This window comes from Burkholderia sp. GW821-FHT14F03 (genome assembly GCF_058803765.1).
This window is the reverse complement of record NZ_JBXAPG010000005.1, coordinates 19,445-45,064: the sequence shown is the minus strand read 5'-3', so window position 1 is coordinate 45,064 and position 25,620 is coordinate 19,445. Positions and strand designations below refer to the sequence as shown.

The following is a 25,620-nucleotide window of genomic DNA, read 5'->3' as shown; positions in this document are numbered from 1 at the left end:
GCCGCAAGATCAGCTAATTCGATCCGTGGCCGAGGTCGCGAAGCCGGTCGCGCGGCCGCCCGGCGCGTGGCCGTGCGCCGCGAAGTACGCGCGGGTGTCGGCGACGTCTTGCGCGATCGCGCGCGACAGCGTTTCGAGATCGTCGAATTTCGCCTCGTCGCGCAGCTTCTTCAGGAATTCGACGCGCACGAGTTTGCCATACGCGTCCCCGTGCCAGTCGAGCAGGTGGACCTCGAGCAGCACGCGGCCGGAATCGTCGACGGTCGGCCGCACGCCGAGGCTCGCGACGCCCGGCAGCGGCGCGGGCCCGAGGCCGTGCACCCGCACCACGAAGATGCCCGACAGCGCCGGGCGCTTGTGCGCGATCGGCAGGTTGAGCGTCGGAAAGCCGAGATCGCGGCCGAGCTTGAGCCCGTGCGCGACGTGCCCGCTGATCGCGTAGCCGTGGCCGAGCGCGCGCGCGGCCGCATCGAGGTCGCCCGCGGCCAGCGCCGCGCGCACGCCGGAGCTGGAGATGCGCGTGCCGCCCGGATCGGCGAGCGTCGCCATCTGCTCGACCTCGAAGCCGTGGCGCAGGCCCGCGGCCTTGAGCGACGCGAAATCGCCCGCGCGCTTCGCGCCGTAGCAGAAATCGTCGCCGACCATCATCCAGCGCGTGTGCAGGCCGTTGACGAGCGTGCGCTCGACGAACGCGTCGGGCGACTGGCTCGCGAACGTGTGATTGAAGTGTTCGACGACGACCCGGTCGACGCCGTGCTCGCGCAGCGCCTCGAGCTTGTCGCGCAGCATCGCGATGCGCGGCGGCGCGCCGGCCGGGTTGAAGAATTCACGCGGATGCGGCTCGAAGGTCATCACGCATACCGGCAGCCCGCGCGCGTCCGCCGCCGCGCGCACGCGCGCGAGCAGCGCCTGGTGGCCGCGATGGACACCGTCGAAGTTGCCGATCGTCAGCGCGCACGGGGCGCGGCTTTCGGCGTTGGGCAGGCCGCGGAAGACTTTCACGATAAGCGGGTGGCAGCGTGGGGATGACGCGGGCAAATGCCGCAAAGCAGAAGATTATAAACGCACGCGAGCCAGGGCGGCTCAGGACGGCGGGATCGGGGAGGGCGAATGGTAAAATCCGCGGATGAAAAAACTTGTCATCCTGATTTCCGGCCGCGGCAGCAACATGGAGGCCCTCGTCGACGCATGCGCGCGCGAACGCTGGCCCGCCCAGATCGCCGCCGTGATCGCCAACCGGCCCGACGCGGCCGGCCTGGCGTTCGCCGCGTCGCACGGCATCGCGACGGCGGTGGTCGACCACCGCGGCTTCGACGGCCGCGACAGCTTCGATGCGGCCCTCGCGGCCGAGATCGACCGCTTCGCCCCCGATCTGGTCGTGCTCGCGGGCTTCATGCGCATCCTGACGCCGGCCTTCGTCAAGCGATATGAGGGCCGGATGCTGAATATCCACCCGTCGCTGCTGCCGAGCTTCAAGGGCATCCACACGCATCAGCAGGCGCTCGACGCCGGCGTCGCGCTGCATGGCGCGACCGTGCATTTCGTGATTCCGGAGCTGGACAGCGGCGCGATCGTCGCGCAGGCGGCGCTGCCGGTGCGCGCGGGCGACGACGCGCAGGCGCTGGCCGCTCGCGTGCTGGCGGCCGAGCACGTGCTGTATCCGCGCGCGGTGCGCTGGTTCGTCGACGGGCGGCTGCGCCTGGAGGGCGGCCGGGCGGTCGTCGCGCCGCACGAGGCGCGCTGGTATTTCACGGACGACGCAAACACGACAACGAATCCGACGGGTGAGGGTGTATGAAGAAGTTGCATGGTTTTCTGATTGGTCAGACTGAGACGCTGCTCGCCGAAGTCCTGAAATTCACCGGCCCTGCCGACGCGACCACGAGCCGCTTTTTCCGCGCGCATCCGAAGCTCGGCCACGCCGAGCGCGGCGTGATCGCCGAGGCGGTGTTCGCGGTGCTGCGCCGGAAGATGGAGTACGGCCACCTCGCCGAGAGCGGCTCCGGCAACCCGGCGCGGCGCCTCGCGCTGCTCGGCCTGATGCAGACGGCCGGCCGTTCGGCGCTGCGTCCGCACGTGTCGGACGCCGAGTGGGCGTGGCTCGACCACGTGTCGAAGATCGATCCGGCGAGCCTGCCGCTGCGCGTGCGCACCAACCTGCCCGACTGGATCCACCAGGCGCTCGCGCAGCGCCTCGACGCGGAGGAACTGGCGCAGCTGGCCGCCGCCGTCAACTATCCGGCGCCGCTCGACCTGCGCGCGAACACGCTCAAGGCCAGCCGCGAGCAGGTGCTCGAGGGGCTGCAGGCGGTCGGCATCGACGCGGGCGAGACGCCGTTCGCGCCGGCCGGGGTGCGGGTGGCGGGCAAGCCCGCGCTGACCAAGCTCGAATTGTTCCAGGATGGGCTGATCGAGGTGCAGGATGAGGGCAGCCAACTGCTGTGCTCGCTCGTCGCGCCGCGTCGCGGCGAGATGGTGGTCGACTTCTGCGCGGGCGCGGGCGGCAAGACGCTCGCGCTCGGCGCGATGATGCGCTCGACGGGCCGGCTGTACGCGTTCGACGTGTCCGAGAAGCGGCTCGCGAAACTGAAGCCGCGCCTCGCGCGCAGCGGGCTGTCGAACGTGAACCCGGTGCTGATCGACAGCGAGCACGACGCGAAGATCAAGCGGCTTGCGGGCAAGATCGACCGCGTGCTGGTCGATGCGCCGTGCAGCGGCCTCGGCACGCTGCGCCGCAATCCGGACCTGAAGTGGCGCCAGACCAGCGCCTCGGTCGCCGAACTGGCGCCGAAGCAGGCGTCGATCCTCGCGAGCGCCGCGCGCCTCGTGAAGAAGGGCGGCCGGCTCGTCTACGCGACCTGCAGCCTGCTCGACGCGGAGAACGAGGCGATCGTCACGGCCTTCCTCGCCGACCATCCCGACTTCACGCTGGTGCCGGCGCGCGACGTGCTCGCCGAGCAACGCATCGAACTCGAGATGGGCGACTACCTGTCGCTGTGGCCGCACCGCCATGCGACCGACGGCTTCTTCGCGGCGGTCCTCGAACGACGCGCGGCAGGCGCGGAAAGCGGCGCATGATGCCGAACCGCTTGCTGTCGCGGCGGCTCGAGAACGTCATCCATGACTTCGGCCAGCCGGTGATGCTATGGCAGGCCGCGGCGCTGCTCGGCGCGCTGGCCGTCGCCTGGCTGCTCGCGCGCTATCTGCGCGGGCGGCTCGACGCGCGCCGCGCCGCGGCCGGCCGGCCGGCGGGCGCGGGCGCGCAGAGCCTGAACCGCGCGCTGTTCCCGCTGTTCGGCGGGCTGCTCGCGTGGCTCGTGCAGGCCGCGCTCGACGACTTCATCTCGACCTCGCTCCTGCAGCTCGCGCTGGTGCCGTTGTTCGGCATCGGCCTGATCTACATCCTGTTCTTCGTCGCGCGGCGCGTGTTCGCGCGCGACGGCCACACGAGCGCGTGGCTGTCGATCGTCGAGCGGATCGTCTCGACGATCGTCTGGATCGGCATGGTGCTGACCGTGCTCGGCATTCAGCGCGACGTGGTCGCGTGGCTCGACAGCGTGCAGTTCCGCGTCGCCAACGCGCACCTCACGCTGCTGTCGCTCGTGTCCGGCGTGCTGTGGGTGTGCCTGACGCTGATCGTCGCGATGTGGCTCGGCTCGGTGCTGGACGAGCGGCTGATGCGCGCGCGTACGCTCGATGCGAATCTCAAGGTCGTGCTGTCACGGATCGGACGCGCGCTGCTGATCGTCGCGGCGGTGCTGGTCGGCCTGTCGCTCGTCGGCATCGACGTGACGGTGCTCGGCGTGTTCGGTGGCGCGCTCGGCGTGGGGCTCGGCTTCGGCTTGCAGAAGATCGCGAGCAACTACGTGTCCGGCTTCATCATCCTGCTCGACCGTTCGCTGCGGCTCGGCGACGCGATCAACGTCGGCGGCCTGCAGGGCGTCGTGACGCAGATCCGCACCCGCTACACGGTGGTGCGGGGCCTCGACGGCAACGAGACGCTGATCCCGAACGAGAAGCTCATCACCGACGTGGTGCAGAATCAGTCGTCGTACCTGACGCGCGGCTACGCGAAGGTCGCCGTGCAGGTGGCCTACACGACCGACGTCGAGTTCGCGATGACGCTCCTCGCCGAGGCGGCGAAGGGCGTCGACCGGGTGCTCGAGGAACCCGCGCCCACGTCTTATCTGGTCGGTTTCGGCGCGGACGGCATCGATCTCGAGCTGGGGTTTTGGATTGCCGACTCGGCGAAGGGCACCTCGGGTGTGCGCTCGTCCGTCAACCGCAATCTCTGGCGACTGTTTGCCGCACATGGCGTGTCGATTCCGTTCCCGCAGCGCGAGGTGCGCGTGATCGGGCTGCCCGAGGGTTTCGCGCCGCAGGCCGCCGGGCCGGGGCGGGAGGGCGGCGGCGCACGCGCCGCGGATGTCGCGAAACTGGACTGAAATGCGATCGCCGTCCCGGATTGGACCGCGGATCGCATTGCGTTGCGGCAAGAAATATTCATTTTTTACAAAGACTTGGAACGGATGCAGTAAAATTTCGTCTTAACTCGCTGCATGCTTTCATTTTCTTGACGCAGGCGGTTTCGCCCGTCGTCGTTACTTGCACAGGTACCTAGCCTTGTTGAATTCCCTGCTCGATTTCCTCGCCAACGGGTTGTTGCGCTTCACGTGGTGGCAGATCGTGTTGTTCACGCTGGCCGTCACGCACGTCACGATCATCGGCGTCACCGTCTACCTGCACCGTTGCCAGGCGCACCGCGCGCTCGACCTGCATCCGGTCGTCAGCCACTTCTTCCGGCTGTGGCTGTGGACGACCACGGGCATGCTGACCGGCCAATGGGCGGCGATCCATCGCAAGCACCACGCGAAGTGCGAGACCGAAGAGGATCCGCACAGCCCGCAGACGCGCGGCATCTGGAAGGTGCTGCTCGAAGGCGCCGAGCTGTACCGCGCGGAAGCGAAGAACGAAGAGACGATGCGCAAGTTCAGCCACGGCACGCCGAACGACTGGCTTGAGCGGAACGTCTACTCGAAGTATCCGATCCTCGGCGTGAGCCTGATGATGGTGATCGACGTCGCGCTGTTCGGCCTCGTCGGCCTGACCGTGTGGGCGGTGCAGATGGTGTGGATCCCGTTCTGGGCCGCGGGTGTCGTCAATGGCCTCGCGCACTACTGGGGCTATCGCAACTTCAACGCGGCGGATGCGAGCACCAACATCTTCCCGTGGGGCATCGTGATCGGCGGAGAGGAACTGCACAACAACCACCATACGTTCGCGACCTCGGCGAAGCTGTCGAACAAGTGGTATGAGTTCGACATCGGCTGGATGTACATCCGCATCCTGTCGGCGTTCCGTCTCGCGAAGGTGAAGAAGATCGCGCCGACGCCGCGTCTCGCCGCGCGCAAGGCCGTGCTCGACCAGGAAACCCTGCAGGCCGTGCTGTCGAACCGCTACGAAGTGATGGCGCGTTACGGCAAGGCCGTGAAGCGTGCGTATCGCCAGGAGCTGGCGCATCTGAAGGAACTGGGCTCGCGCGAGAAGTACCAGCTGATGCGCGGCGCGCGCTCGTGGTTCCACAAGGAAGAAAACGGCCTCAACGAACCGCAGAAGCGCATGCTGCCGGAGATCTTCGCGAACAGCCAGAAGCTTCATACGTATTTCCAGCTTCGCCAGGATCTCGCTTCGATGTGGGATCGCTCGAACGCGTCGCGTGAACAATTGCTGGCTCAATTGCAAGATTGGTGTCACCGCGCAGAGCAAAGCGGCATCAAGGCTTTGCAGGAATTCGCGACACGTTTGCGCCGCTACGCATAAACCGAAATCGATTAGAATTTCGGCACGTCAACAAACCCCGCGCTGGCGGGGTTTTTTATTTTTGGCCCGCCGTCCGGCAGGCAGAACGCGGCGGCTGATCAGCAGGACCGAGGAGATCATCAATATGGAAGCGACGATCAAACCCGTCGAGTATGACCGGCCGCTCTCGACAGGTACCGTATGCGGGGTCGGACAAGCGTGGGCGAAGGTGCCCGACGCGCCGTCCGCGCCCGAACGAGAGGCGTTGAAGGCGCGCATCAAGGCCTTGCTCAAGCGCGAGCGCGCCGTGCTCGTGGCCCACTACTATGTCGATCCCGATTTGCAGGAATTGGCTGACGAAACCGGCGGCTGCGTGGCCGATTCGCTTGAAATGGCGCGTTTCGGCCGCGACCATGACGCCCAGACGCTGATCGTCGCGGGCGTGCGCTTCATGGGCGAGACCGCGAAGATCCTGAGCCCCGGCAAGCGCATCCTGATGCCCGATCTCGACGCGACCTGCTCGCTCGACCTCGGCTGCCCGGTCGACGAGTTCTCGGCGTTCTGCGACGCGCATCCGGACCGCACGGTGGTGGTCTATGCGAACACCAGCGCGGCCGTGAAGGCGCGCGCGGACTGGATGGTCACGTCGTCGATCGGTCTCGAGATCGTCGCCGACCTGCATGCGCGCGGCGAGAAGATCATCTGGGCGCCGGACCGTCACCTGGGCGGCTACATCCAGAAGAAGACGGGCGCCGACATGTTGCTGTGGCAGGGCTCGTGCCTCGTGCACGACGAATTCAAGGGCATCGAGCTGGATCTGCTGCGCGCCGAGCACCCGCACGCGAAGGTGCTGGTCCATCCGGAGTCGCCCGAGAACGTGGTCGCGCTGGCCGACGTGGTCGGCTCGACGACGCAGCTGATCGACGCGGCCGTGAAGCTCGACGCGTCGCATTTCATCGTCGCGACGGATCTCGGGATCCTGCACAAGATGCGCCTCGCGGCGCCGGGCAAGACCTTCATCGAAGCGCCGACGGCCGGCAACAGCGCGACGTGCAAGAGCTGCGCGCATTGTCCGTGGATGGCGATGAACGGCCTCCTGAATCTCGCCGACGTACTGGAGCGCGGACACAACGAAATCCTCGTCGACCCCGCTTTGGGCTTGCGCGCACGCGTGCCGATCGACCGCATGCTCGACTTCGCGGCGCGTCACAAGCGGCGGGTGCAGGCGAGCGGCGACCTGCAGCGCGATACGCAATTGTTTTCCAACGTGGGGGCGGCATGAAGGACGCGATTTCTCCGCTGTACGCGGACATCACGCGCCAGTACGGCGCGGCATTCGAGGCGGCGCTCGCGCGCAACGTGGCCGATGCGCTCGCGGAAGACGTCGGCGACGGCGATCGGACCGGCTTGCTCGTGCCCGCGGATGAGGTCCGCCATGCACGCATCATCGTCCGCGAGGACGCGGTGCTGTGCGGCGTGCCATGGTTCGCGGCGGTGATGCGCTCGGTCGATCCGCGCATCGAGGTGACCTGGCATTACCGCGAAGGGGACTGGATGGCTTCCGGCTCCGCCGTGTGCGAGCTGCATGGCCCGGCGCGCTCGCTGCTCACCGCCGAACGCAACGGCCTCAATTTCCTGCAGCTGCTGTCGGGTGTATCGAGCGCGACGCGCCGCTATGTCGACCGGATCGCCGGCACCCGCGCGCGCATCCTCGATACCCGCAAGACCCTGCCGGGCCTGCGGCTCGCGCAGAAGTACGCGGTCCGTGTGGGCGGCGGCGCGAACCAGCGCCTCGCGCTCTACGACGGCATTCTGATCAAGGAAAACCACATCGCGGCGGCGGGCGGGGTCGGTGAAGCGCTCGACGCGGCGTTCGCGCTGCATGCGGGCGTGCCGGTGCAGGTCGAGGTGGAGACGCTCGAACAACTCGAGACGGCGCTCGCGCATCGCGCGGAGGCGGTGCTGCTCGATAATTTCACGCTCGACATGATGCGCGATGCGGTGCGCATCGCCGGCGGGCGCGCGGTGCTCGAAGTGTCGGGCGGCGTCAACTTCGATTCGGTGCGCGCGATCGCGGAGACGGGCGTCGACCGGATCTCGATCGGCGTGTTGACGAAGGATCTGCGCGCGACCGATTTCTCGATGCGGATCGTCGACTGAGACGCTTCGCGCGCGCCGGCGCAAGGGCCGGACGATGCGCGCGAAGCGAAGAAAAAGCCGCCGGGCGCGTCGCGTCCCGGCGGCTTTGTCGTTCGTGGGCGCGCTCGGCGTCAGCGCCGCGCGGCGCTGCGTGGCGAGAGCACGGTCGGCAGCGCCTTCGGCAAAGGCTGCGGCCAGTCGCGGCTGAAATGCAGGCCGCGGCTTTCGTGGCGGGCTTGCGCGCCGTCGACGATCAGCGACGCCACGTCGACGAGATTGCGCAGTTCCAGCAGGTCGCGGCTCACGCGGAAGTGCGCGTAGTACTCGTGGATCTCGTCGCGCAGCAGCGTGAGGCGATGCCGCGCGCGTTCGAGGCGCTTGTCGGTGCGCACGATGCCCACGTAGTTCCACATCAGCCGGCGCAGTTCGTCCCAGTTGTGGGCGACCACCACTTCCTCGTCCGGGTCGGACACGCGGCTCTCGTCCCACGCGGGAAGCGGGCCGTGCGTCGCGGACGCATAGCCGGCCTGCTCGATCGCTTCGGCGGCCGCGCGGCCGATCACGAGGCATTCGAGCAGCGAATTGCTCGCGAGGCGGTTCGCGCCGTGCAGCCCGGTGCAGGCGGTTTCGCCGACCGCGTACAGGCCCGCGAGATCGGTGCGGCCCGCGAGGTCGGTCACGACGCCGCCGCATGTGTAGTGCGCGGCGGGCACGACCGGGATCGGCTCCTTCGCGATGTCGATGCCGAATTCGAGGCAGCGGCCGTGAATCATCGGGAAGTGTTCGCGCAGGAACGCCTCCGGCTGATGGCTGATGTCGAGGTACACGCAGTCGATGCCGCGCTTCTTGATCTCGAAGTCGATTGCGCGCGCGACGATGTCGCGCGGCGCCAGTTCCGCGCGCTCGTCGTGCTCGGGCATGAAGCGGGTGCCGTCCGGCAGCTTCAGGAGCCCGCCTTCGCCGCGCACCGCCTCGGTGATCAGAAACGACTTCGCGTACGGGTGGAACAGGCAGGTCGGATGGAACTGGATGAATTCCATGTTCGCGACCCGGCAGCCCGCGCGCCATGCCATCGCGATGCCGTCGCCGGTCGCGGTGTCGGGATTCGTCGTGTACAGGTACACCTTGCCCGCGCCGCCCGTCGCGAGCACCGTGTGCGGCGCCTCGATGGTCACCGTGCGGCCGCTGTTCACGTCGAGCGCATACAGGCCGAGGCAGCGGTGGCCGGGCAGGCCGAGCCGATCCGACGTGATCAGGTCGATCGCGTGGTGATCCTCGAGGAAGGTGATGTTCGGATGGCGGCGCGCGCGCTCGCTCAGCGTCGCGAGCACCGCGTGCCCGGTGGCGTCGGCCGCGTGAATGATGCGCCGATGGCTGTGGCCGCCCTCGCGGGTCAGGTGGAAGCCGAGTTCGGCCGCGTCGTCGCGCGTGAACGGCACGTCCTGCGAGATCAGCCACTCGATCGCGGCGCGCCCGTGCTCGACGATGAAGCGCGTGGCGGCTTCGTCGCACAGGCCGCCGCCCGCGACGAGCGTATCCCGCACGTGGTTTTCGATGCTGTCCGCCGAATCGAGCACCGCGGCGATGCCGCCTTGCGCGTGATCGCTGGCGCCCTCCATGATCGAGCGCTTCGCGATCAGCGCGACGCGTCGTGTTTCAGCCAGGTTCAATGCGACCGACAGTCCCGCCAAGCCACTGCCTACGATCGCTACATCGAAGTCCATGCCTTATCTCCGTCGTTGTACGTCTGGTCTTATGTATGCCGCGGGTTGCGCGGCGGGGCAAAGGCCAGAGCATACCGCGTCGCGTGAAGCGGCGTGCGGCCCGGAAATGAAAAAAGCCCCGCGGGTGCGGGGCTTTTTGTCATCGTCAGGCTGGCAGGAACCGGAGATTACTTGATCTTCGTTTCCTTGTACGCCACATGCTTGCGGACGACGGGATCGAACTTCATGATCTCCATCTTTTCCGGCATGTTGCGCTTGTTCTTCGTGGTCGTGTAGAAGTGACCCGTGCCTGCGGTCGACTCAAGCTTGATCTTGTCGCGTGCGCCTTTTGCCATGATTCTGCTCCTTGGGCTTAGGCTTCGCCGCGTGCGCGCAGGTCTGCGAGCACGGAATCGATGCCGTTCTTATCGATCAGGCGCAGGCCGGCGTTCGAAACGCGCAGACGCACCCAGCGGTTTTCGCTTTCCACCCAGAACCGGCGGTTTTGCAGATTCGGCAGGAAGCGGCGCTTCGTCTTGTTGTTGGCGTGGGAAACGTTGTTGCCGCTCATCGGCGCTTTCCCAGTTACTTGGCATACGCGTGCCATGAGAGCACTCCTAATACGCTGAATTCGGGGTTCGACCGCCGGTGAAGGTTTCCTAGTACGACCGTGTGATCCATGGTCGCGCTCGAATTCTTGCTGGCGCAAGGCCTTCGGTGGCTTCGGAACTGGTTGGAAAAAAGACAGACGGCGATTCTAACAGAAAAAGTTCAGGAAAATCAAACCCAATTTCGCGAGCCGGTTGCGGCGGGCCGCGCGCCCCGCCGGCGGGGCCTGTCGGGCTACATCCAGCCGGCGTGTGCGAACGAAAAGGTGTCGTGCGCGCCGATCACCAGATGGTCGAGCAGCCGGACGTCGACGAGCGCGAGCGCGTCGCGCAGCACCCGGGTCAGGCGCCGGTCCGCGGCGCTCGGCCGCACGGCGCCGGACGGGTGGTTGTGCGCGACCACCAGGGCGGCCGCGTTCAGCGCGAGCGCGCGCCGGACGATCTCGCGCGGATAGACGGCCATCCGGGTCAGCGAGCCGCGCGAGCTTTCCTCCGTCTGCACGAGCCGGTGCCGCGCGTCGAGGAACAGGCAGACGAAGACCTCGTACGGGCGGGTGCCGATCAACAGCCGCAGGTAGTCCTCCACCGCGCCGGACGATTCGATCAGGGGCCGTTCGCGGGCCTTTTCCGCGAGCGCGCGCCGCGCCAGCTCCATGACCGCGACCAGCAGCGCGGTGCGCGCGGGCCCGATGCCGCGCATGCCGCCGAAATCGCCGGGCGTCGCGTCGAGCAGGCCGCGCAGTGAGCCGAAGTGGTCGAGCAGCCCCTGCGCGACGCGGAACACGTTGTGGCCGGGCAGCCCCGAGCCGAGCAGCAGCGCGATCAGCTCCATGTCGGACAGCGCCGAGGGCCCGCGCGCGAGCAGCCGCTCGCGCGGCAGGTCGTGGCCCGCCGCGAGCGCGAGGATGGGATCCGGAGCGGCGTCCGGCAGCGAACAGCTTGGCATCGATCAATCTCCGTGTTGGGGCGCCGGCCCCGAGAATCGCGCCGTACTCCGCCCCGATCGCTCAGGTGACTTACAATATGGGTTTTGCGCCAGGCCGCAGGGCTGTTTCTGGGGCGCTGATTGAACGAGTTACTCATGAGCCTCATCGATATTTCCGAAGTGAAGCCCGGTTCACACATCACGTTGCACTACCGGCTCGCGCTCGCGGATGGCGCCGACATCGTCAACACCTTCGCCGACAAGCCCGCCACCCTGCTGCTCGGGGCGGGACAGCTTGCGCCGTCGCTGGAGGAGATTCTCGTCGGCCTCAAGGCGGGGCACCATTCGACCTTCCGGCTAACGCCCGAGCAGGCGTTCGGGCCGCGCAATCCGGATATGATTCAGCGTGTGTCGATGGCGACGCTGCGCGAGAACGGCATGGTCGGCGAGGAGTTCGCGCCGGGCGACCTGATCGAGTTCAACGCACCCGACGGCGGTCGCTATGCCGGCGTGCTGAAGGAAATCAGCGAGACCTCCGCACTCTTTGACTTCAATCATCCGCTCGCGGGCCAGGCGCTCACGTTCGAGGTGAAAATCATCGGGATCCTGTAATCATGAGCTCCACCGATACGCTGACCAGTCCGACCGTCGCGGCCGATGCCGAGATCCTGCTCGCGCAGCCGCGCGGCTTCTGCGCAGGCGTCGATCGCGCGATCGAGATCGTCGAGCGCGCGATCGCGATGCACGGTGCGCCGATCTACGTGCGCCATGAAATCGTCCACAACAAGTACGTCGTGGAAGACCTCAAGAAGAAGGGCGCGATTTTCGTCGAGGAACTCGAGGAAGTGCCGTCCGGCAACACGGTGATCTTCAGTGCGCACGGCGTGTCGAAATCGGTGCGCGACGAGGCCGGCGTGCGCGGCCTGCGCATTTACGACGCCACTTGCCCGCTCGTCACGAAGGTGCACGTCGAGGTCGCGAAGATGCGCCAGGACGGCGTCGACATCGTGATGATCGGCCACAAGGGCCACCCGGAGGTCGAGGGCACGATGGGGCAGGTCGAGCGCGGCATGCATCTCGTCGAAAGCGTCGAGGACGTACGCGCGCTCGAACTGCCAGACCCGGAGCGGGTCGCGCTCGTCACGCAGACCACGCTGTCGGTCGACGACGCCGCCGAGATCATCGGCGCGCTGAAGGCGAAGTTTCCCGCGATCCGCGAGCCGAAGAAGCAGGACATCTGCTATGCGACGCAGAACCGCCAGGACGCCGTCAAGTTCATGGCGCCGCAATGCGACGTCGTCATCGTCGTGGGCAGCCCCAACAGCTCGAATTCGAGCCGCTTGCGCGAGGTCGCGGAGAAGCGCGGCGTGGCGGCCTACATGGTCGACGCACCCGAGCAGATCGACCCGGCCTGGGTCGCGGGCAAGCGCCGGATCGGCGTGACGGCCGGCGCATCGGCGCCCGAGGTGCTCGCGCAGGCCGTCATCGCGCGCTTGCGCGAACTGGGCGTGCGCAATGTGCGGGCGCTCGAGGGCATCGAGGAAAGCGTGTCGTTCCCGCTGCCGCGCGGCCTCAACCTGCCGCCTGCCGCATAAGTTCGCCTTTCATTCTGCTTTCTTCCTACAAAAGCGCGCCAAGAGCGCGCTTTTGTTTTGTGTGACGATTTTTTACGAGAGCAACCGATTGCGCTTTAATTGGTGCAACTCAGTTGCAATCATGTCGTAAACATCAGTCTCAAAAATGGTTGCAATGCAGGAAAACCCTGTCGAATCAGGAATATTGGTCGTCCTATAAATAGAGTTACAATGCGCCCGTTTTCAAGTCCAAAGGGCTTGAAACATGGTTTGGGCAAGGCGCGGGAGACCTATTTGATGCATGTGAAGTTGGCAGTTGCCGGGCCCGTTGCCGCTGCGGTTGCAACGCCTGCCGGCCGTCGCGAAGGCGACGGGCGCGGGCGGTCCGCGCCGATGTACCGGAATGGTGCACAGCGCGACAACGGGGCGTGCTCGACACGCGGAGCGAGCGGGGTCTCGATCGTCGGCGGCCGCGCCCAAGGGGGCTGGCCGCTGCGGGCGGGGCGTTCTGGCCCGGCCGGCACGCAAGTTGCTCGGCTGTGGGATCACCGGGGTGAGGCGGCGGACATGCGTGCGGAAACGAGCGTGCGGCCGACGCCGGACGCTGGGAGCGACGCGGGCATCGTGCACATCCTTTCCCTACCGATCATTCATGGCAAGACCCCGGCGCGGTCGCGCACGCGAGCCACGGCGGCTCGCACGCGGCGCGGCGACGGGGGCAGCCGGGCACGCGCGCCGCGCCCGACGAAACACTACGACTTCAAGGAGGCCAGGCAAACGTCCTTGACGTCGTGATGAACCCGCGACGGGACTCGCGACGGCACCGAACCTCGTGCAGGTGCCGTTTTCGTATCAGTCCCGGCGGCGTGCGCGATCCCGACAGGATCGCGCGGCGCGCCGGGATGAAATATCACCCTTACCGGTATTTATTCGTACCCGCAGTGTCGTTGAGATGGCACGAAGCCTATGCTTGTTTGCATGGCGGCGCGTTCATCCGGCAGCACGGGCCAAGGAGCTTTAAATGGATATTTTCGTCCAGCAGGTCCTCAACGGGCTGGTGCTCGGCAGTGTCTACGCCATCATCGCGTTGGGCTACACGATGGTGTACGGCATTCTCGGCATCATCAATTTCGCGCACGGCGATGTTCTGATGATTGGCGCGATGGTGGCGCTGTCCGCGATCACCGTGTTGCAGAACCACTTCCCCGGGCTCGGCAACGTCGCGACGCTGACCATCGGGCTCGGCATCGCGGCCGTGGTGTGCGCCGCCGTCGGCTTCACGATCGAGCGGGTCGCCTACCGGCCGCTGCGCCGCGCGCCGCGTCTCGCGCCGCTGATCACCGCGATCGGCGTGTCGATCCTGCTGCAGACCGCCGCGATGATGATCTGGTCGCGCAATCCGCTGCCGTTCCCGCAACTGCTCTCGACCAATCCGATCAACGTGATCCAGGCGACCGACACGACGCCGGGCGCCGTGATCTCGGCGACCGAGATCGTGATCATCGCGGTCGCGTTCCTCGTGATGGGCGGCCTGCTGCTGCTCGTGCACAAGACCAAGCTCGGCCGCGCGATGCGCGCGATCGCCGAAAACCCGAGCACCGCGAGCCTGATGGGCGTGAACCCGAACTTCGTGATCTCGGCGACCTTCATGATCGGTTCGGCGCTGGCCGCGCTGGCGGGCGTGATGATCGCGTCGGAGTACGGCAACGTGCACTTCTACATGGGCTTCATCCCGGGCATGAAGGCGTTCACGGCGGCGGTGCTGGGCGGGATCGGCAACCTCGGCGGCGCGATGGTGGGCGGCGTGCTGCTCGGCCTGATCGAGCAGCTGGGCGCCGGCTACATCGGCAACCTGACGGGCGGGGTGTTCGGCAGCAACTACCAGGATGTGTTCGCGTTCATCGTGCTGATCATCGTGCTGGTGTTCCGTCCGTCCGGCTTGCTGGGCGAACGCGTCGCGGATCGTGCGTAAGGAGAGAACAACATGACATCCATTCAACCGATCGAATCGTCGACGTCGCTCGTCGAAGAGCGCAAGGGCGCGAAAACCTATGCCATCGGCGTGCTCATCGCCGCGTTCGTGATCGCGGCGCCGATGGTGATCGGCGCCGCGGGCGGCAACTACTGGGTGCGGGTGCTCGACTTCGCGATGCTGTACGTGATGCTCGCGCTCGGGCTCAACGTGGTGGTGGGCTTCGCGGGTCTGCTCGACCTCGGCTACATCGCGTTCTACGCGGTGGGCGCCTATACCGCCGCGCTGCTCAGCTCGCCGCACCTGACCAACAACTTCGAGTGGATCGCGCAGCTGTTCCCGGGCGGCCTGCACCTGCCGTTCTTCCTGATCGTGCCGGTCGCGATGGCGCTCGCCGCGCTGTTCGGGATCCTGCTCGGGGCGCCGACGCTGCGCCTGCGCGGCGACTACCTGGCGATCGTCACGCTCGGCTTCGGCGAGATCGTGCGGATCTTCATGAACAACCTCGACCGTCCGCTCAACATCACGAACGGGCCGCAAGGGGTGACGGGCATCGATCCGGTGACGGTCGCGGGCTTCAACCTCTCGCAGACGCACACGATCTTCGGCGTGTCGCTGCCGTCGGTGTACATGTATTACTACCTGTTCGTGATCTGCGCGCTGTTCGTGATCTGGGTCTGTACGCGCCTGCAGCATTCGCGCATCGGCCGCGCCTGGGCCGCGATCCGCGAGGACGAGATCGCCGCCAAGGCGATGGGCATCAACACCCGCAACGTGAAACTGCTCGCGTTCGCGATGGGCGCGTCGTTCGGCGGCCTGTCGGGCGCGATGTTCGGTGCGTTCCAGGGCTTCGTGTCGCCGGAATCGTTCACCTTCTGGGAGTCGATCGTGGTGCTCGCCTGCGTGGTGCTGGGCGGCATGGGCCACATCCCGGGCGTGATCCTCGGCGCGGTGCTGCTCGCGGTGTTCCCGGAATTCCTGCGTTCGACGATGAGCCCGCTGCAGCACGCGCTGTTCGGCCATGAAGTGATCGCGACGGAAGTGATCCGCCAGGGCCTCTACGGCCTCGCGATGGTGGTCATCATGCTGTATCGCTCGGAAGGCCTGTGGCCCGCGCCGAAGCATGAGGACAGGATCGCGAAACTCGCGAAGCGCGGCGGCAAGAAGCCGGTGCGCGCATAACGAACGGCATGCGGGAGAGCAATGCAATGAGCGACAACATTCGACTGTCCGTGAAGGGCGTGAACAAGCGCTTCGGCGGCCTGCAGGCGCTGTCCGACGTCGGCCTCGAGATCAAGGAAGGGCAGATCTACGGCCTGATCGGCCCGAACGGCGCGGGCAAGACCACGTTCTTCAACGTGATCACCGGGCTCTACACGCCGGACTCCGGGGACTTCAAGCTCGACGGCGAGCACTACACCCCGACCGCGGTGCATCAGGTCGCGAAGGCGGGGATCGCGCGCACGTTCCAGAACATCCGGCTGTTCGGCGGCATGACCGCGCTCGAGAACGTGATGGTGGGGCGCCACGTGCGCACCAAGCACGGGCTGCTCGGCGCGGTGTTCCAGACGCCGGCCGAACGCCGCGAGGAGCGCGAGATCAAGGAGCGCGCGATCGAGCTGCTCGACTACGTCGGCGTGCTGCAGTACGCCGACTACACGGCGCGCAACCTCTCGTACGGCCACCAGCGCCGGCTCGAGATCGCGCGCGCGCTGGCGACGGACCCGAAGCTGCTCGCGCTCGACGAGCCGGCGGCGGGCATGAACGCCACCGAAAAGGTTGAACTGACGCGCCTGCTCGACAAGATCCGCGCGGACGGCCGCACGATCCTGCTGATCGAACACGACGTGAAGCTCGTGATGGGGCTGTGCAACCGGATGACGGTGCTCGATTACGGCAAGGTGATCGCCGAAGGTCTGCCGCAGGACGTGCAGAAGAATCCGAAGGTGATTGAGGCATATCTCGGCGCAGGGGTGCACTGATGGCAGCGGCAATGTTGAAAATCAAGGGCCTGCAGGTCAACTACGGCGGGATCCAGGCCGTCAAGGGCGTCGACCTCGAGGTGAAGCAGGGCGAGCTGGTCACGCTGATCGGCGCGAACGGCGCGGGCAAGACCACGACGATGAAGGCGATCACGGGCCTCAAGCCGTATTCGGCCGGCGACATCGAATACCTGGGCCAGTCGATCAAGGGCGTGCCGACGCACGAACTGCTCAAGCGCGGCCTCGCGATGGTGCCGGAAGGCCGCGGGATCTTCGCGCGCATGTCGATCCTCGAGAACATGCAGATGGGCGCCTACCTGCGCAACGACAACGACGGCATCAAGCATGACGTCGAGCGCATGTTCGGCTTCTTCCCGCGCCTGAAGGAGCGGGCGACGCAGCTGGCGGGCACGCTGTCGGGCGGCGAGCAGCAGATGCTCGCGATGGCGCGCGCGATCCTGTCCAAGCCGAAGCTGCTGCTGCTCGACGAGCCGTCGATGGGCCTCTCGCCGATCATGGTCGAGAAGATCTTCGAAGTGGTGCGCGAGATCTCGAAGGAAGGCCTGACCGTGCTGCTCGTCGAGCAGAACGCACGGCTCGCGCTGCAGGCGGCCGATCGCGGCTACGTGATGGACTCCGGCACGGTGACGATGTCGGGCGACGCGAAGCAGATGCTCGACGATCCGAAGGTGCGCGCCGCCTACCTCGGCGAGTGACGCGCGGCGCGGCCGCGCCGCGCCGCTTGCGCAAGGGCCGCCCCGGGGAACCGGGGCGGCCCTTTGTCATGGTGCAGCCCGGCTCGGCTCGCCGCGCCCGTCGCGTGTAGCGCTTCCTATAATCGAGGCGGTCGGCGCGCGGCGCCGGCGACGTCGCGGTGCACCCGCCGCGTTCCATGTCGATGTCGTGTCAGGAGATCCGTCTCATGTCCTTCCCTCTGTTCATCCTCGTCATGCGGCATGCGGAGAAGCCTCGGGACGCCAGCGATCCGAACCTGTCGCCGGCCGGCGAGGCGCGCGCGGCGGCGCTCGCGACCTACGTGCCCGCAACCTTCGGCGTCCCCGATTTCATCCTCGCGGCGGCGACCGGCGCGGACAGCGCCCGGCCGGTCGAGACCGTGACGCCGCTGTCGCAGCAGGTCGGCGTGCCGATCGACGACAAGATCGCCGACAAGGATTACGCGAAGCTTGCGCGCGACTTGCTGGAGAAGGACAAGTATGCGGGCCGGCGCGTCGTGGTCTGCTGGCACCACGGGCATATCCCGGGTTTGCTCGCGGCGCTCGGCGCCCCGGCGGGCAGCTATCCCGACCCGTGGAATCCGCAGGTGTTCGACCTGATCGTGCGGCTCGACGGCACGGCGGGCGGAGCGCCTGCCGTCAGCCGGATCGTCGAGCCTTTCTAGCGGCGGCCGCGCCGCGGCGGCCGTGTCTGAGCCGGCCGCGCCTGGCCGGCCGCGCCTAGCCGGCCGCTCCGCGCGTCATCGTGCGGACATCGCGCGCGCCGATGCTGTTGCGCTGAGCGACGCGCGGGGCCGCGCGATCCATCGATACAAGGGAGGTCGGGTATGAGTCTCAAGTACGGTTTCGTGAAGGCGACGATCAGGCGGATCGCGGGCCTCCGGTCGGCCGGGCACGGCAACGAGATCCAGTACCACGTGCACGTGACGCTGGCGATGGCGGGCGGCGACTGGGATGTCGCGATCAACGTCGGCACCAACGACGCGGACGACCTGCTGCGCTACAAGCTCGTCTACGACTACCAGCATCCGCTCACGCAGACGCTCGCCGCGGCGCCGGAAGGCTACAACGACCTGACGGGCGCCGCCGTGCTGCCGGCGCTCGACTATCTGCGCAGCACGGTCCTCGACGAGACCGGGCCGTGGCGGCAAAGCGACGTGATGGACGGCAGCGAGCAGGCGGAGCCGATTCCGTCGGTGCTGAGGCTGATCCGGACGGCGCAGCAGGAGGGGCTCGACCTGTATGTGTACGGCCGCGTGTATCAGGAAGGGAACGGTATCCACGACACCCACCTGAACCAGGGATCGGCGGGGCCGCACTACGCGCATCAGGCGGGCGACGACAGCAACGACCACAACGACGTCTGGCAGGACGGCGCGCTGCTGGTGAATCTCGGCGCCGCGCACTGGGCGGCCTATTTCGCCGCGTTCGACCAGCAGACGGTGCCGACCGATACGCTCGGCAACCCGGCGCCAGGCGGCGGGCCGATCACGCGCTGAGCGCGACGCGGCCCGCCGCGCGTCAGACGCCCGGCAGCGGTTTGCCGAACGAGAGGCGCGGTTCGGCCCGATAGCCGAGCGCTTCGTAGAAGCGGCACGCGTCGTCGTTGCCGGCCAGCACCTGCAGGTTCACCTTCACGCAGCCGCGCGCGGCGAGCACGGCTTCCGCGTGCGCGATCAGCGCGCGGCCGATGCCGACGCGCCGCGTGCCGGCCGCCACGCCGAGCGAGTAGAGCCAGCCGCGATGGCCGTCATAGCCCGCCATCAGTGTGCCGACGAGGCGGCCGTCGCACAGCGCGACGAAGAACAGCTCGGGCTGGGTGGCGCGCTTCATCTCGATCGCGCGCAGCGGATCGCGATGCGGCGGCGCATCGGCGTCCGAGTAGTGTGGGAACGCGTCGCGCCAGACCGCGAGTACCGCCTCGGTGTCGGCCGGTTCGAACGCGCGGATCGCGAGCGCGGCGCCGCCGCTCGTCTCGGGGGACATGGCGGGCCTCGCTCAGAGCGTGTCGAGCACCGAGCGCAGCATCGCCATCATCTGGTCGATCTCGTCGTTCGTCACGTTGAGCGCGGGCATGAAGCGCAGCAGGTTCGGCCGCGCGGCGTTCAGCAGCAGGCCGTCCGGCTGCATGTCGCGCGCTTTCTCGACGATCTGCGGCCCGATGTCCTTGCCGAGCAGCAGCGCGCGCAGCAGGCCTTCGCCGCGTTCGCCTTCGAAGCCACGCTCCTCCGACAATTCGAGCAGCTTGCGCTTCAGGTATTCGCCGCGCGCGCGCACGCCTTCGAGGAAGCCGGGGGCGACGAGCTGCGAGATCACCGCGTAGCCTGCCGCGGTCATCAGCGGATTGCCGTTGTAGGTGCCGCCCTGGTCGCCGGCTTCGAACACCGCGACGTCCGCCGTCGACAGCAGCGCGGCGAGCGGCACGCCGCTGCCGATACCCTTGCCGAGCGTCATGATGTCCGGGGCGATGTCGGCCAGCTCGTACGCGAACAGCGTGCCCGCGCGGCCGCAGCCGCTCTGCACTTCGTCGACGATCAGCAGCAGGTTGTGCTGCTTCGTCAGCGCGCGCAGCTGCTGCATGAACTCGCGGGTCGCGGGGATCACGCCGCCTTCGCCCTGGATCGGCTCCAGCATCACGGCGACCGTCTTCTCGGTGATGAGCTTCTCGACCGAATTGATGTTGTTCAGCTCGGCCTTCGGGAAGCCCGGCACCTGCGGCGCGTAGATCGTGTCCCAGCCCGGCTTGCCGCTCGCGGACATGGTCGCGAGCGTGCGGCCGTGGAAGCTGTGGTCGAACGTGATGATCTCGTACGCGCCGTTGCGGAACTTGCGGCCCCATTTGCGCGCGAGCTTGATCGCGCCTTCGTTGGCTTCGGCGCCGCTGTTCGTGAAGAACACCTTGTCGAACACGCTGTGTTGCGTGAGCAGCGCGGCGAGCTTCGCCATCGGCGCGTTGTAGAACGCGGGCGACGGGTTCAGCAGCTGTTCCGCCTGGTTCTTGAGCGCTTCGACGACGCCGTCGTCGCAGTGACCGAGACTGTTGACCGCCCAGCCCTGGATGAAGTCCAGATAGCGCTTGCCGGTGTGATCGTAGAGCCAGGAGCCCTTGCCGTGCGTGAACACGAGGTCGGGGCGGTTCGTGATGTACATCAGCGAGTCGATCGGGTAATCGTTCAGGGACATGACGGCGAACTCCAGCGGGTGGTCGGAAACAGACAATAAAAAAGCCACGGAATGCCGTGGCTGGGTGAGTCGAACAGCTTGTGCGTAACCGGTGAGGCAGGTGTTACGCGCGAGTCCGTGACGAACCGGCGGCATCCGGGCGGAGCGGCGAGCGGCGACGTCGAAGTGTGGACAGGTAGCGGTTCATGCACGCAAGCATACGGCATCACGCGTCTTCAAGTAAACCGCCGCGATGCAACAATTCGAGGTCGCGGCGGTCGCGCGTGCCCGCCTGCGTTCAGACCGGGTGCGCGAGGTCCGCGGCGCTCGTGAACGAATCCGCGTAGAACTCGTCGGCCGGCAGCCCGTGGTGCGCGGTGAAATCGCGCTGGGCGGACTCGACCATCACGGGCGCGCCGCATGCGTACACCTGGTGGCCCGACAGGTCCGGCAGATCCTCGATCACCGCGCGGTGCACGAAGCCTGTGCGGCCCGTCCACGCGTCGCCTTCGTCCGGCTCCGACAGCACCGGCACGAAGCGGAAGTTCGGTGTCTCGCGCGCCCATTGCTCGGCGAGTTCGAGCAGGTACAGGTCCTTCTTGCGACGGGCGCCCCAGTAGAGCGTCATCGGGCGCTCGAGGCCCAGGTGCCGCGCGTGCTCGATGATCGCCTTGATCGGCGCGAAGCCCGTGCCCGAGGCGAGCAGCACGATCGGCTTGTCGGAGTCCTCGCGCAGGAAGAAGGTGCCGAGCGGCCCTTCGAAGCGCAGGATGTCGCGCTCCTTCATCGCGCCGAACACGTGGTCCGTGAACTTGCCGCCCGGCATGTGGCGGATGTGCAGTTCGACCGGGCCGTCGTCGTGCGGCGCGCTCGCCATCGAGTAGCTGCGGCGCGCGCCGTCCTTCAGGATGAATTCGATGTACTGGCCGGCCAGATATTGCAGGCGCTCGTTGGCGGGCAGCTGCAGCTTCAGCACGACCACGTCGTCCGCCCGGCGTTCGAGCGCGTTGACGCGGCACGGCAGCTTCTTCACCTGGACGCCGTCGACCCCGGCGATCTCGCGCACGTCGATCTCGAGATCGCATTGCGGCTTCGAGCAGCACAGCAGCGCGAGGCCTCGGGTGCGTTCGTCGTTCGACAGCGCGGACGCCGCATGCGGCCCCTGTTCGATCTGGCCCTGCACGATCGTGCCCTTGCACGAGCCGCAGGCGCCGTTCTTGCAGCCGTACGGCAGATGCACGTTCTGTCGCAGCGCGGCCGCGAGCACGGTTTCGTCGGCCTCGACCTGGAATTGCCGGCCGCTTTGCTTGAGGGTTACGTTGAATGCCATAGAGTCGTTGAGAACAAAATGTGGGGACCGTGCGGCATGCGCACGGCGGCTACAATGCATCCGCTACAAAACACGCATACACCATGATCGCGACACGAATTCTGCGCCGCCGGCGCGTACTGATCGTCGGCTGCGGCGATGTCGGCGCGCGCTGCGTCGAGCAGCTGCGCGCGCGCCGCGCGCCGCTTCGCATCATTGCCCTGACGAGCCAGGCGGCGCGGCGGGCCGAACTGCGGGCGGCGGGGGCGGTGCCCCTCGTCGGCAACCTGGACCAGCGGGCGTCGCTCGGGCGTCTCGCGGGACTTGCGCCCGTCGTGCTGCACCTCGCGCCACCGCAGCCGTCCGGCATCGACGACCGCAGAACCCGCGCCTTGATCGCCGCGCTGTCGGCGCCGGGGCGGCGCGCAGCCGCGCGGCCGCCCGGGCCGCCGCGTCGGGCAGCGCGTATTGTACCCGAGCGATTCCGCCCGCCCACGCTCGTCTACGCGAGCACGAGCGGGGTTTACGGCGACTGCGGCGGCGTACGCGTCGACGAGACGCGCACGCCGCGGCCGGCGAATCCGCGTGCGCGGCGGCGCGTCTCGGCGGAGCGGCAGCTGCGCGATGCAACCGCGCGCGGCGCGTTGTCGGCGCGGATCGTGCGGATTCCCGGCATCTACGCGGCGAACCGCCTGCCGCTCGCGCGGCTCGAACGGGGCACGCCCGCGCTGTGCGAGGCGGACGACGTCTACACCAATCACATCCAGGCGGACGATCTCGCGACGATCCTGCTGCGCGCGGCGACGCGCGGCCGCGCGTCGCGCGCCTACCATGCGTCGGACGACACCGAGCTGAAAATGGGGGATTACTTCGCGCGCGTGGCGCGCGCGTTCGGGCTCGCGCCGCCGCCGCGCATCACGCGCGCCGAGGCCGAACGGCAGCTCGATCCGTCGCTGCTGTCGTTCATGCGCGAATCGCGCCGGCTCGTGAATGCGCGCATGAAGAGCGAACTGCGGATCGCGCTGCGCTATCCGAACGTCGACGACTTCCTGCGCGGCGTCGCCCGGCCGTGATCAGGTGATCGCAGGCAGCGCCTCGATCAGCAGGAAACACAGCAGGGCGCCGATCATGGCGCCGATCAGGCTCGGATGGTACTTGCGCTTCAGGTGCATTGCCGTCAAAAGCGCGCCGATCACGATCGCGCCAAGCGCGGCGAACGCGAGCATCACCGAAGAAAGTTCAATCGGACTGTTGATGATCATGATGTCTCCCCTCAACCAGTTTTTTTGGTTTTGATTCGAGTATAGCGGGGGATTTCAACTCTGCCATGCTGCGCCGCAAGGTGCGCCGCGGGGCCTTCGAAGGACGCTCCGGGCTTTCCCTCAGAGGGTATTCGCCGTGTTGCGCAATGCAGCGAGATCGGCTTCGGCGAGCCAGCACCACGCGCCGGGCGCGAGCGCGTCCGGCAGGCGGTAGCCGCCGATGCTTTCGCGGTGCAGCGCATCGACGCGGTTGTGTGCGGCGGCGACCATGCGCTTGACCTGGTGATACTTGCCTTCGAGCACCGCGATCTCGAGGAGTCGTTCTTCTCGGGCGCGCGCGGCGAGCGCCGCGAGCGGCTTCGGCTCGCCGTGCAACAGCACGCCGGCGCGCAGCGCGTCGAGCTGGGCGTCGTCGAGCGCGTGGCGCACGGTCGCGAGGTAGGTTTTCGGCACCTTGCGCTTCGGCGACGTGTAGGCGTGCACGAACTGGCCGTCGTCGGAGAGCAGCAGCAGGCCGGTGGTGTCCTGGTCGAGCCGGCCCACGCACTGCACGCCGCGCGCCGCGAAAGGCGGCGGCAGCAGGTTGAACACGCTCAGGTGATGTTGCGGATCGCGCGAGCATTCGTAGCCGGCGGGCTTGTTCAGCGCGAGGTACGCGCGCTCGTGGTAGGGCCAGGCGACGCCGTCGACCTCGAACACGAGGCCCGTCGTGTCGAAATGGGCGTCGGCGTCGGCCGCGATCGCACCGTCGACCGCGACGCGGCCCGCGTCGATCAGCGCCCGGCATTGGCGGCGCGAGCCGAAGCCCTGCTTGAAGAGAATGCTTTCGAGATTCATGGCGCGCGCATTGTACCAAGCGCGTCGCGCGGGGCTGGTAAGCTGCCGGGTCCGGACGCGCCGTCGCGGCGCGTGCATGAACCAACGATACAGGCAAGCCATGACTTCCATCCTGATGCCGCTCGCCCGACGCGGCGCGCTCGCCGTCCTGGCGCTCACGCTGTCGGCCGCGGCCTTCGCGCACGCGAAACCCGAACACAGCGAGCCGGCCGCCAACGCGGTCGTCACCGACGCGCCGCATGCTGTCGCGATCGATTTCACGGAGCCGCTCGAACCGGCCTTCAGCTCGATCGTCGTGACCGACGCGGCGGGCCAGCCGGCCGCCGACGGCCGCGCGACGATCGACGCCGCGAACCGCAAGCGCATGTCGGTCGCGCTCAAGCCGATCGCGGCGGGGGACTATACGGTGCGCTGGGTCGCGGTCGCGACCGACGGCCATCGCACGCAGGGCAGCTATCGCTTCAGCGTGAAGTGACGCGCGCCCGCCGCCATGCCGGGCGGCGCGGGATTGCCCAGCCAGGCTTTCCATTCGCTCGGCCGTGTCATGCGCGATGCGCATGATGGGCGGCGGCGCGGCGCTGCCGGAGTCGGCCGGCGGCCGCTACTCCGCGCGCCATTGCCGACGCCCGCGAGCGAATCCCGGGTCGGGCGGCAATTTGTATGACGTTTCCGTTTGTATCTGATTTCTGGATAATCTATCCAGCCCGCGCATGCTGACCGCGCGCCGAAGCCTGCCTACACTACGGACTCCTCTCAACGCGATGGAGTCACTGATGACAGCACATACCCTCAAGGACAAGGTCGTCCTGATCGCCGGCGGCGCGAAGAACCTCGGCGGACTGATCGCGCGCGACCTCGCGAGCCACGGCGCGAAATCGATCGCGGTTCACTACAACAGTGCATCGAGCAAGGCGCAGGCCGACGAGACGGTGGCTGCGCTCGAGGCGGCGGGCGCCAACGCGGCGGCGTTCCGGGGCGACCTGACGTCGGCGGAGGCCGTCGAGCGGCTGTTCAACGACGCGAAGAACCGCTTCGGCAAGATCGACATCGCGATCAACACCGTCGGCAAGGTGCTCAAGAAGCCGTTCACCGAGATCACCGAGGCCGAGTACGACGAGATGTTCGCGGTCAACAGCAAGACCGCGTTCTTCTTCATCAAGGAGGCGGGCCGCCACCTGGAGGACAACGGCAAGCTGCTGACGCTCGTCACCTCGCTGCTCGGCGCGTTCACGCCGTTCTACGCGGCGTACGCGGGCGCCAAGGCGCCCGTCGAGCACTTCACGCGCGCCGCGGCGAAGGAATACGGCGCACGCGGCATTTCCGTGACCGCGGTGGGGCCCGGCCCGATGGATACGCCGTTCTTCTATCCGGCCGAAGGCGCGGACGCGGTCGCGTACCACAAGACCGCCGCGGCGCTGTCGCCGTTCAGCAAGACCGGGCTGACCGACATCGAGGACGTCGTGCCGTTCATCCGCCACCTGGTGACGGACGGTTGGTGGATCACCGGGCAGACGCTTCTGATCAACGGCGGCTACACGACGAAGTAGGGCGTCGGGCCGGCGCGCCCCCGACCGGGCGAGGCGGCGCGGTGGGCCGCCTCGCCCGGTCGGGGCG

The 25,620-nt window shown here is 67.6% G+C and carries 27 protein-coding genes; 17 read left to right on the top strand and 10 right to left on the bottom strand.

Annotated features, from left to right (window positions below; genetic code table 11):
- Positions 1-9: 9 nt before the first annotated feature.
- The gene (locus tag AC1RQF_RS05140) at positions 10-1,002 is read right to left on the bottom strand and encodes a bifunctional riboflavin kinase/FAD synthetase (RefSeq protein WP_273998773.1); all 993 of its coding nucleotides are present in this window, start codon (positions 1,000-1,002) and stop codon (positions 10-12) included.
- Positions 1,003-1,126: 124 nt separating this feature from the next.
- Between AC1RQF_RS05140 and purN the strand changes: the two genes are divergently transcribed.
- The 6 genes from purN (at position 1,127) to nadC (ending at position 7,959) form a co-directional block, all read left to right on the top strand.
- Positions 1,127-1,798, top strand: coding sequence for a phosphoribosylglycinamide formyltransferase (purN, locus tag AC1RQF_RS05135; protein ID WP_492871462.1), 672 nt, complete (start codon positions 1,127-1,129; stop codon positions 1,796-1,798).
- Positions 1,795-3,078: an RsmB/NOP family class I SAM-dependent RNA methyltransferase gene (locus tag AC1RQF_RS05130; protein WP_273998769.1), complete on the top strand. Its 1,284-nt coding sequence runs from the start codon at positions 1,795-1,797 to the stop codon at positions 3,076-3,078. The genes purN and AC1RQF_RS05130 overlap by 4 nt, the downstream gene beginning before the upstream one ends.
- Entirely contained in the window at positions 3,075-4,445 is a 1,371-nt protein-coding gene (locus AC1RQF_RS05125; protein ID WP_273998767.1) for a mechanosensitive ion channel family protein, read from the top strand. Before AC1RQF_RS05130 ends, AC1RQF_RS05125 begins: the two co-directional genes overlap by 4 nt.
- Before the next feature lie 178 nt (positions 4,446-4,623).
- On the top strand, positions 4,624-5,820 hold the full coding sequence (locus AC1RQF_RS05120; RefSeq protein WP_273998766.1) for a DesA family fatty acid desaturase: 1,197 nt from the start codon (positions 4,624-4,626) through the stop codon (positions 5,818-5,820).
- Positions 5,821-5,944: 124 nt separating this feature from the next.
- Entirely contained in the window at positions 5,945-7,081 is a 1,137-nt protein-coding gene (gene nadA, locus AC1RQF_RS05115) for a quinolinate synthase NadA (RefSeq protein WP_273998764.1), read from the top strand.
- On the top strand, positions 7,078-7,959 hold the full coding sequence (gene nadC / locus AC1RQF_RS05110; protein ID WP_492871461.1) for a carboxylating nicotinate-nucleotide diphosphorylase: 882 nt from the start codon (positions 7,078-7,080) through the stop codon (positions 7,957-7,959). Before nadA ends, nadC begins: the two co-directional genes overlap by 4 nt.
- 110 nt (positions 7,960-8,069) lie before the next feature.
- Here nadC and nadB read toward each other — a convergent pair whose 3' ends face one another.
- From nadB to radC, 4 genes are all read right to left on the bottom strand, one after another.
- Complete coding sequence (gene nadB / locus AC1RQF_RS05105) at positions 8,070-9,662, bottom strand: L-aspartate oxidase (protein WP_273998759.1); 1,593 nt, start codon at positions 9,660-9,662, stop codon at positions 8,070-8,072.
- Positions 9,663-9,829: 167 nt separating this feature from the next.
- Positions 9,830-9,997: a 50S ribosomal protein L33 gene (gene rpmG / locus AC1RQF_RS05100; RefSeq protein WP_007586229.1), complete on the bottom strand. Its 168-nt coding sequence runs from the start codon at positions 9,995-9,997 to the stop codon at positions 9,830-9,832.
- Between the two features lie 17 nt (positions 9,998-10,014).
- Positions 10,015-10,248: a 50S ribosomal protein L28 gene (gene rpmB, locus AC1RQF_RS05095; protein ID WP_004186391.1), complete on the bottom strand. Its 234-nt coding sequence runs from the start codon at positions 10,246-10,248 to the stop codon at positions 10,015-10,017.
- A 236-nt stretch (positions 10,249-10,484) separates the two neighbouring features.
- Positions 10,485-11,195: a RadC family protein gene (gene radC, locus AC1RQF_RS05090; RefSeq protein ID WP_273998744.1), complete on the bottom strand. Its 711-nt coding sequence runs from the start codon at positions 11,193-11,195 to the stop codon at positions 10,485-10,487.
- Positions 11,196-11,330: 135 nt separating this feature from the next.
- Here radC and AC1RQF_RS05085 point away from each other — a divergent pair, with 135 nt between their 5' ends.
- The 8 genes from AC1RQF_RS05085 (at position 11,331) to AC1RQF_RS05050 (ending at position 18,935) form a co-directional block, all read left to right on the top strand.
- A complete protein-coding gene (locus AC1RQF_RS05085; RefSeq protein WP_273998743.1) occupies positions 11,331-11,786 on the top strand; it encodes an FKBP-type peptidyl-prolyl cis-trans isomerase in 456 nt (151 codons plus the stop codon).
- Positions 11,787-11,788: 2 nt separating this feature from the next.
- On the top strand, positions 11,789-12,769 hold the full coding sequence (gene ispH, locus AC1RQF_RS05080) for a 4-hydroxy-3-methylbut-2-enyl diphosphate reductase (protein WP_252984408.1): 981 nt from the start codon (positions 11,789-11,791) through the stop codon (positions 12,767-12,769).
- A gap of 1,000 nt (positions 12,770-13,769) precedes the next feature.
- Positions 13,770-14,720 carry a branched-chain amino acid ABC transporter permease gene (locus AC1RQF_RS05075; RefSeq protein WP_273998741.1) on the top strand — a complete coding sequence of 317 codons (951 nt, stop codon included), beginning with the start codon at positions 13,770-13,772 and terminating at the stop codon, positions 14,718-14,720.
- Positions 14,721-14,732: 12 nt separating this feature from the next.
- The gene (locus AC1RQF_RS05070; protein WP_252984410.1) at positions 14,733-15,902 is read left to right on the top strand and encodes an ABC transporter permease subunit; all 1,170 of its coding nucleotides are present in this window, start codon (positions 14,733-14,735) and stop codon (positions 15,900-15,902) included.
- Between the two features lie 26 nt (positions 15,903-15,928).
- Entirely contained in the window at positions 15,929-16,702 is a 774-nt protein-coding gene (locus tag AC1RQF_RS05065; protein WP_273998740.1) for an ABC transporter ATP-binding protein, read from the top strand.
- Positions 16,702-17,418, top strand: coding sequence for an ABC transporter ATP-binding protein (locus AC1RQF_RS05060; protein WP_273998739.1), 717 nt, complete (start codon positions 16,702-16,704; stop codon positions 17,416-17,418). The genes AC1RQF_RS05065 and AC1RQF_RS05060 overlap by 1 nt, the downstream gene beginning before the upstream one ends.
- 206 nt (positions 17,419-17,624) lie before the next feature.
- Positions 17,625-18,101 (top strand): histidine phosphatase family protein, encoded by a 477-nt coding sequence (locus tag AC1RQF_RS05055; protein WP_273998738.1) that lies wholly within the window; start codon positions 17,625-17,627, stop codon positions 18,099-18,101.
- Between the two features lie 162 nt (positions 18,102-18,263).
- Entirely contained in the window at positions 18,264-18,935 is a 672-nt protein-coding gene (locus AC1RQF_RS05050) for a DUF2278 family protein (protein ID WP_273998737.1), read from the top strand.
- A 22-nt stretch (positions 18,936-18,957) separates the two neighbouring features.
- Here the strand turns inward: AC1RQF_RS05050 and AC1RQF_RS05045 are convergent, their stop codons facing one another.
- The 3 genes from AC1RQF_RS05045 to AC1RQF_RS05035 all read right to left on the bottom strand — a co-directional run bounded on the left by AC1RQF_RS05045 (position 18,958) and on the right by AC1RQF_RS05035 (position 21,928).
- Entirely contained in the window at positions 18,958-19,422 is a 465-nt protein-coding gene (locus AC1RQF_RS05045; protein WP_273998736.1) for a GNAT family acetyltransferase, read from the bottom strand.
- Positions 19,423-19,434: 12 nt separating this feature from the next.
- On the bottom strand, positions 19,435-20,619 hold the full coding sequence (locus tag AC1RQF_RS05040) for an acetylornithine transaminase (protein WP_273998735.1): 1,185 nt from the start codon (positions 20,617-20,619) through the stop codon (positions 19,435-19,437).
- Positions 20,620-20,896: 277 nt separating this feature from the next.
- A complete protein-coding gene (locus AC1RQF_RS05035; protein WP_273998734.1) occupies positions 20,897-21,928 on the bottom strand; it encodes a CDP-6-deoxy-delta-3,4-glucoseen reductase in 1,032 nt (343 codons plus the stop codon).
- 29 nt (positions 21,929-21,957) lie between these two features.
- On the opposite strand from AC1RQF_RS05035, the gene AC1RQF_RS05030 reads away from it, so the two are divergent.
- Entirely contained in the window at positions 21,958-22,980 is a 1,023-nt protein-coding gene (locus AC1RQF_RS05030) for an NAD-dependent epimerase/dehydratase family protein (protein ID WP_274004360.1), read from the top strand.
- Here the strand turns inward: AC1RQF_RS05030 and AC1RQF_RS05025 are convergent, their stop codons facing one another.
- Entirely contained in the window at positions 22,981-23,169 is a 189-nt protein-coding gene (locus AC1RQF_RS05025) for a hypothetical protein (protein WP_273998733.1), read from the bottom strand.
- Positions 23,170-23,289: 120 nt separating this feature from the next.
- On the bottom strand, positions 23,290-24,006 hold the full coding sequence (locus tag AC1RQF_RS05020; protein ID WP_492871457.1) for a 16S rRNA pseudouridine(516) synthase: 717 nt from the start codon (positions 24,004-24,006) through the stop codon (positions 23,290-23,292).
- A 100-nt stretch (positions 24,007-24,106) separates the two neighbouring features.
- On the opposite strand from AC1RQF_RS05020, the gene copC reads away from it, so the two are divergent.
- Positions 24,107-24,481, top strand: coding sequence for a copper homeostasis periplasmic binding protein CopC (gene copC / locus AC1RQF_RS05015; RefSeq protein ID WP_273998730.1), 375 nt, complete (start codon positions 24,107-24,109; stop codon positions 24,479-24,481).
- A 298-nt stretch (positions 24,482-24,779) separates the two neighbouring features.
- On the top strand, positions 24,780-25,553 hold the full coding sequence (locus AC1RQF_RS05010) for an SDR family oxidoreductase (protein ID WP_252984421.1): 774 nt from the start codon (positions 24,780-24,782) through the stop codon (positions 25,551-25,553).
- Positions 25,554-25,620 lie beyond the last annotated feature (67 nt).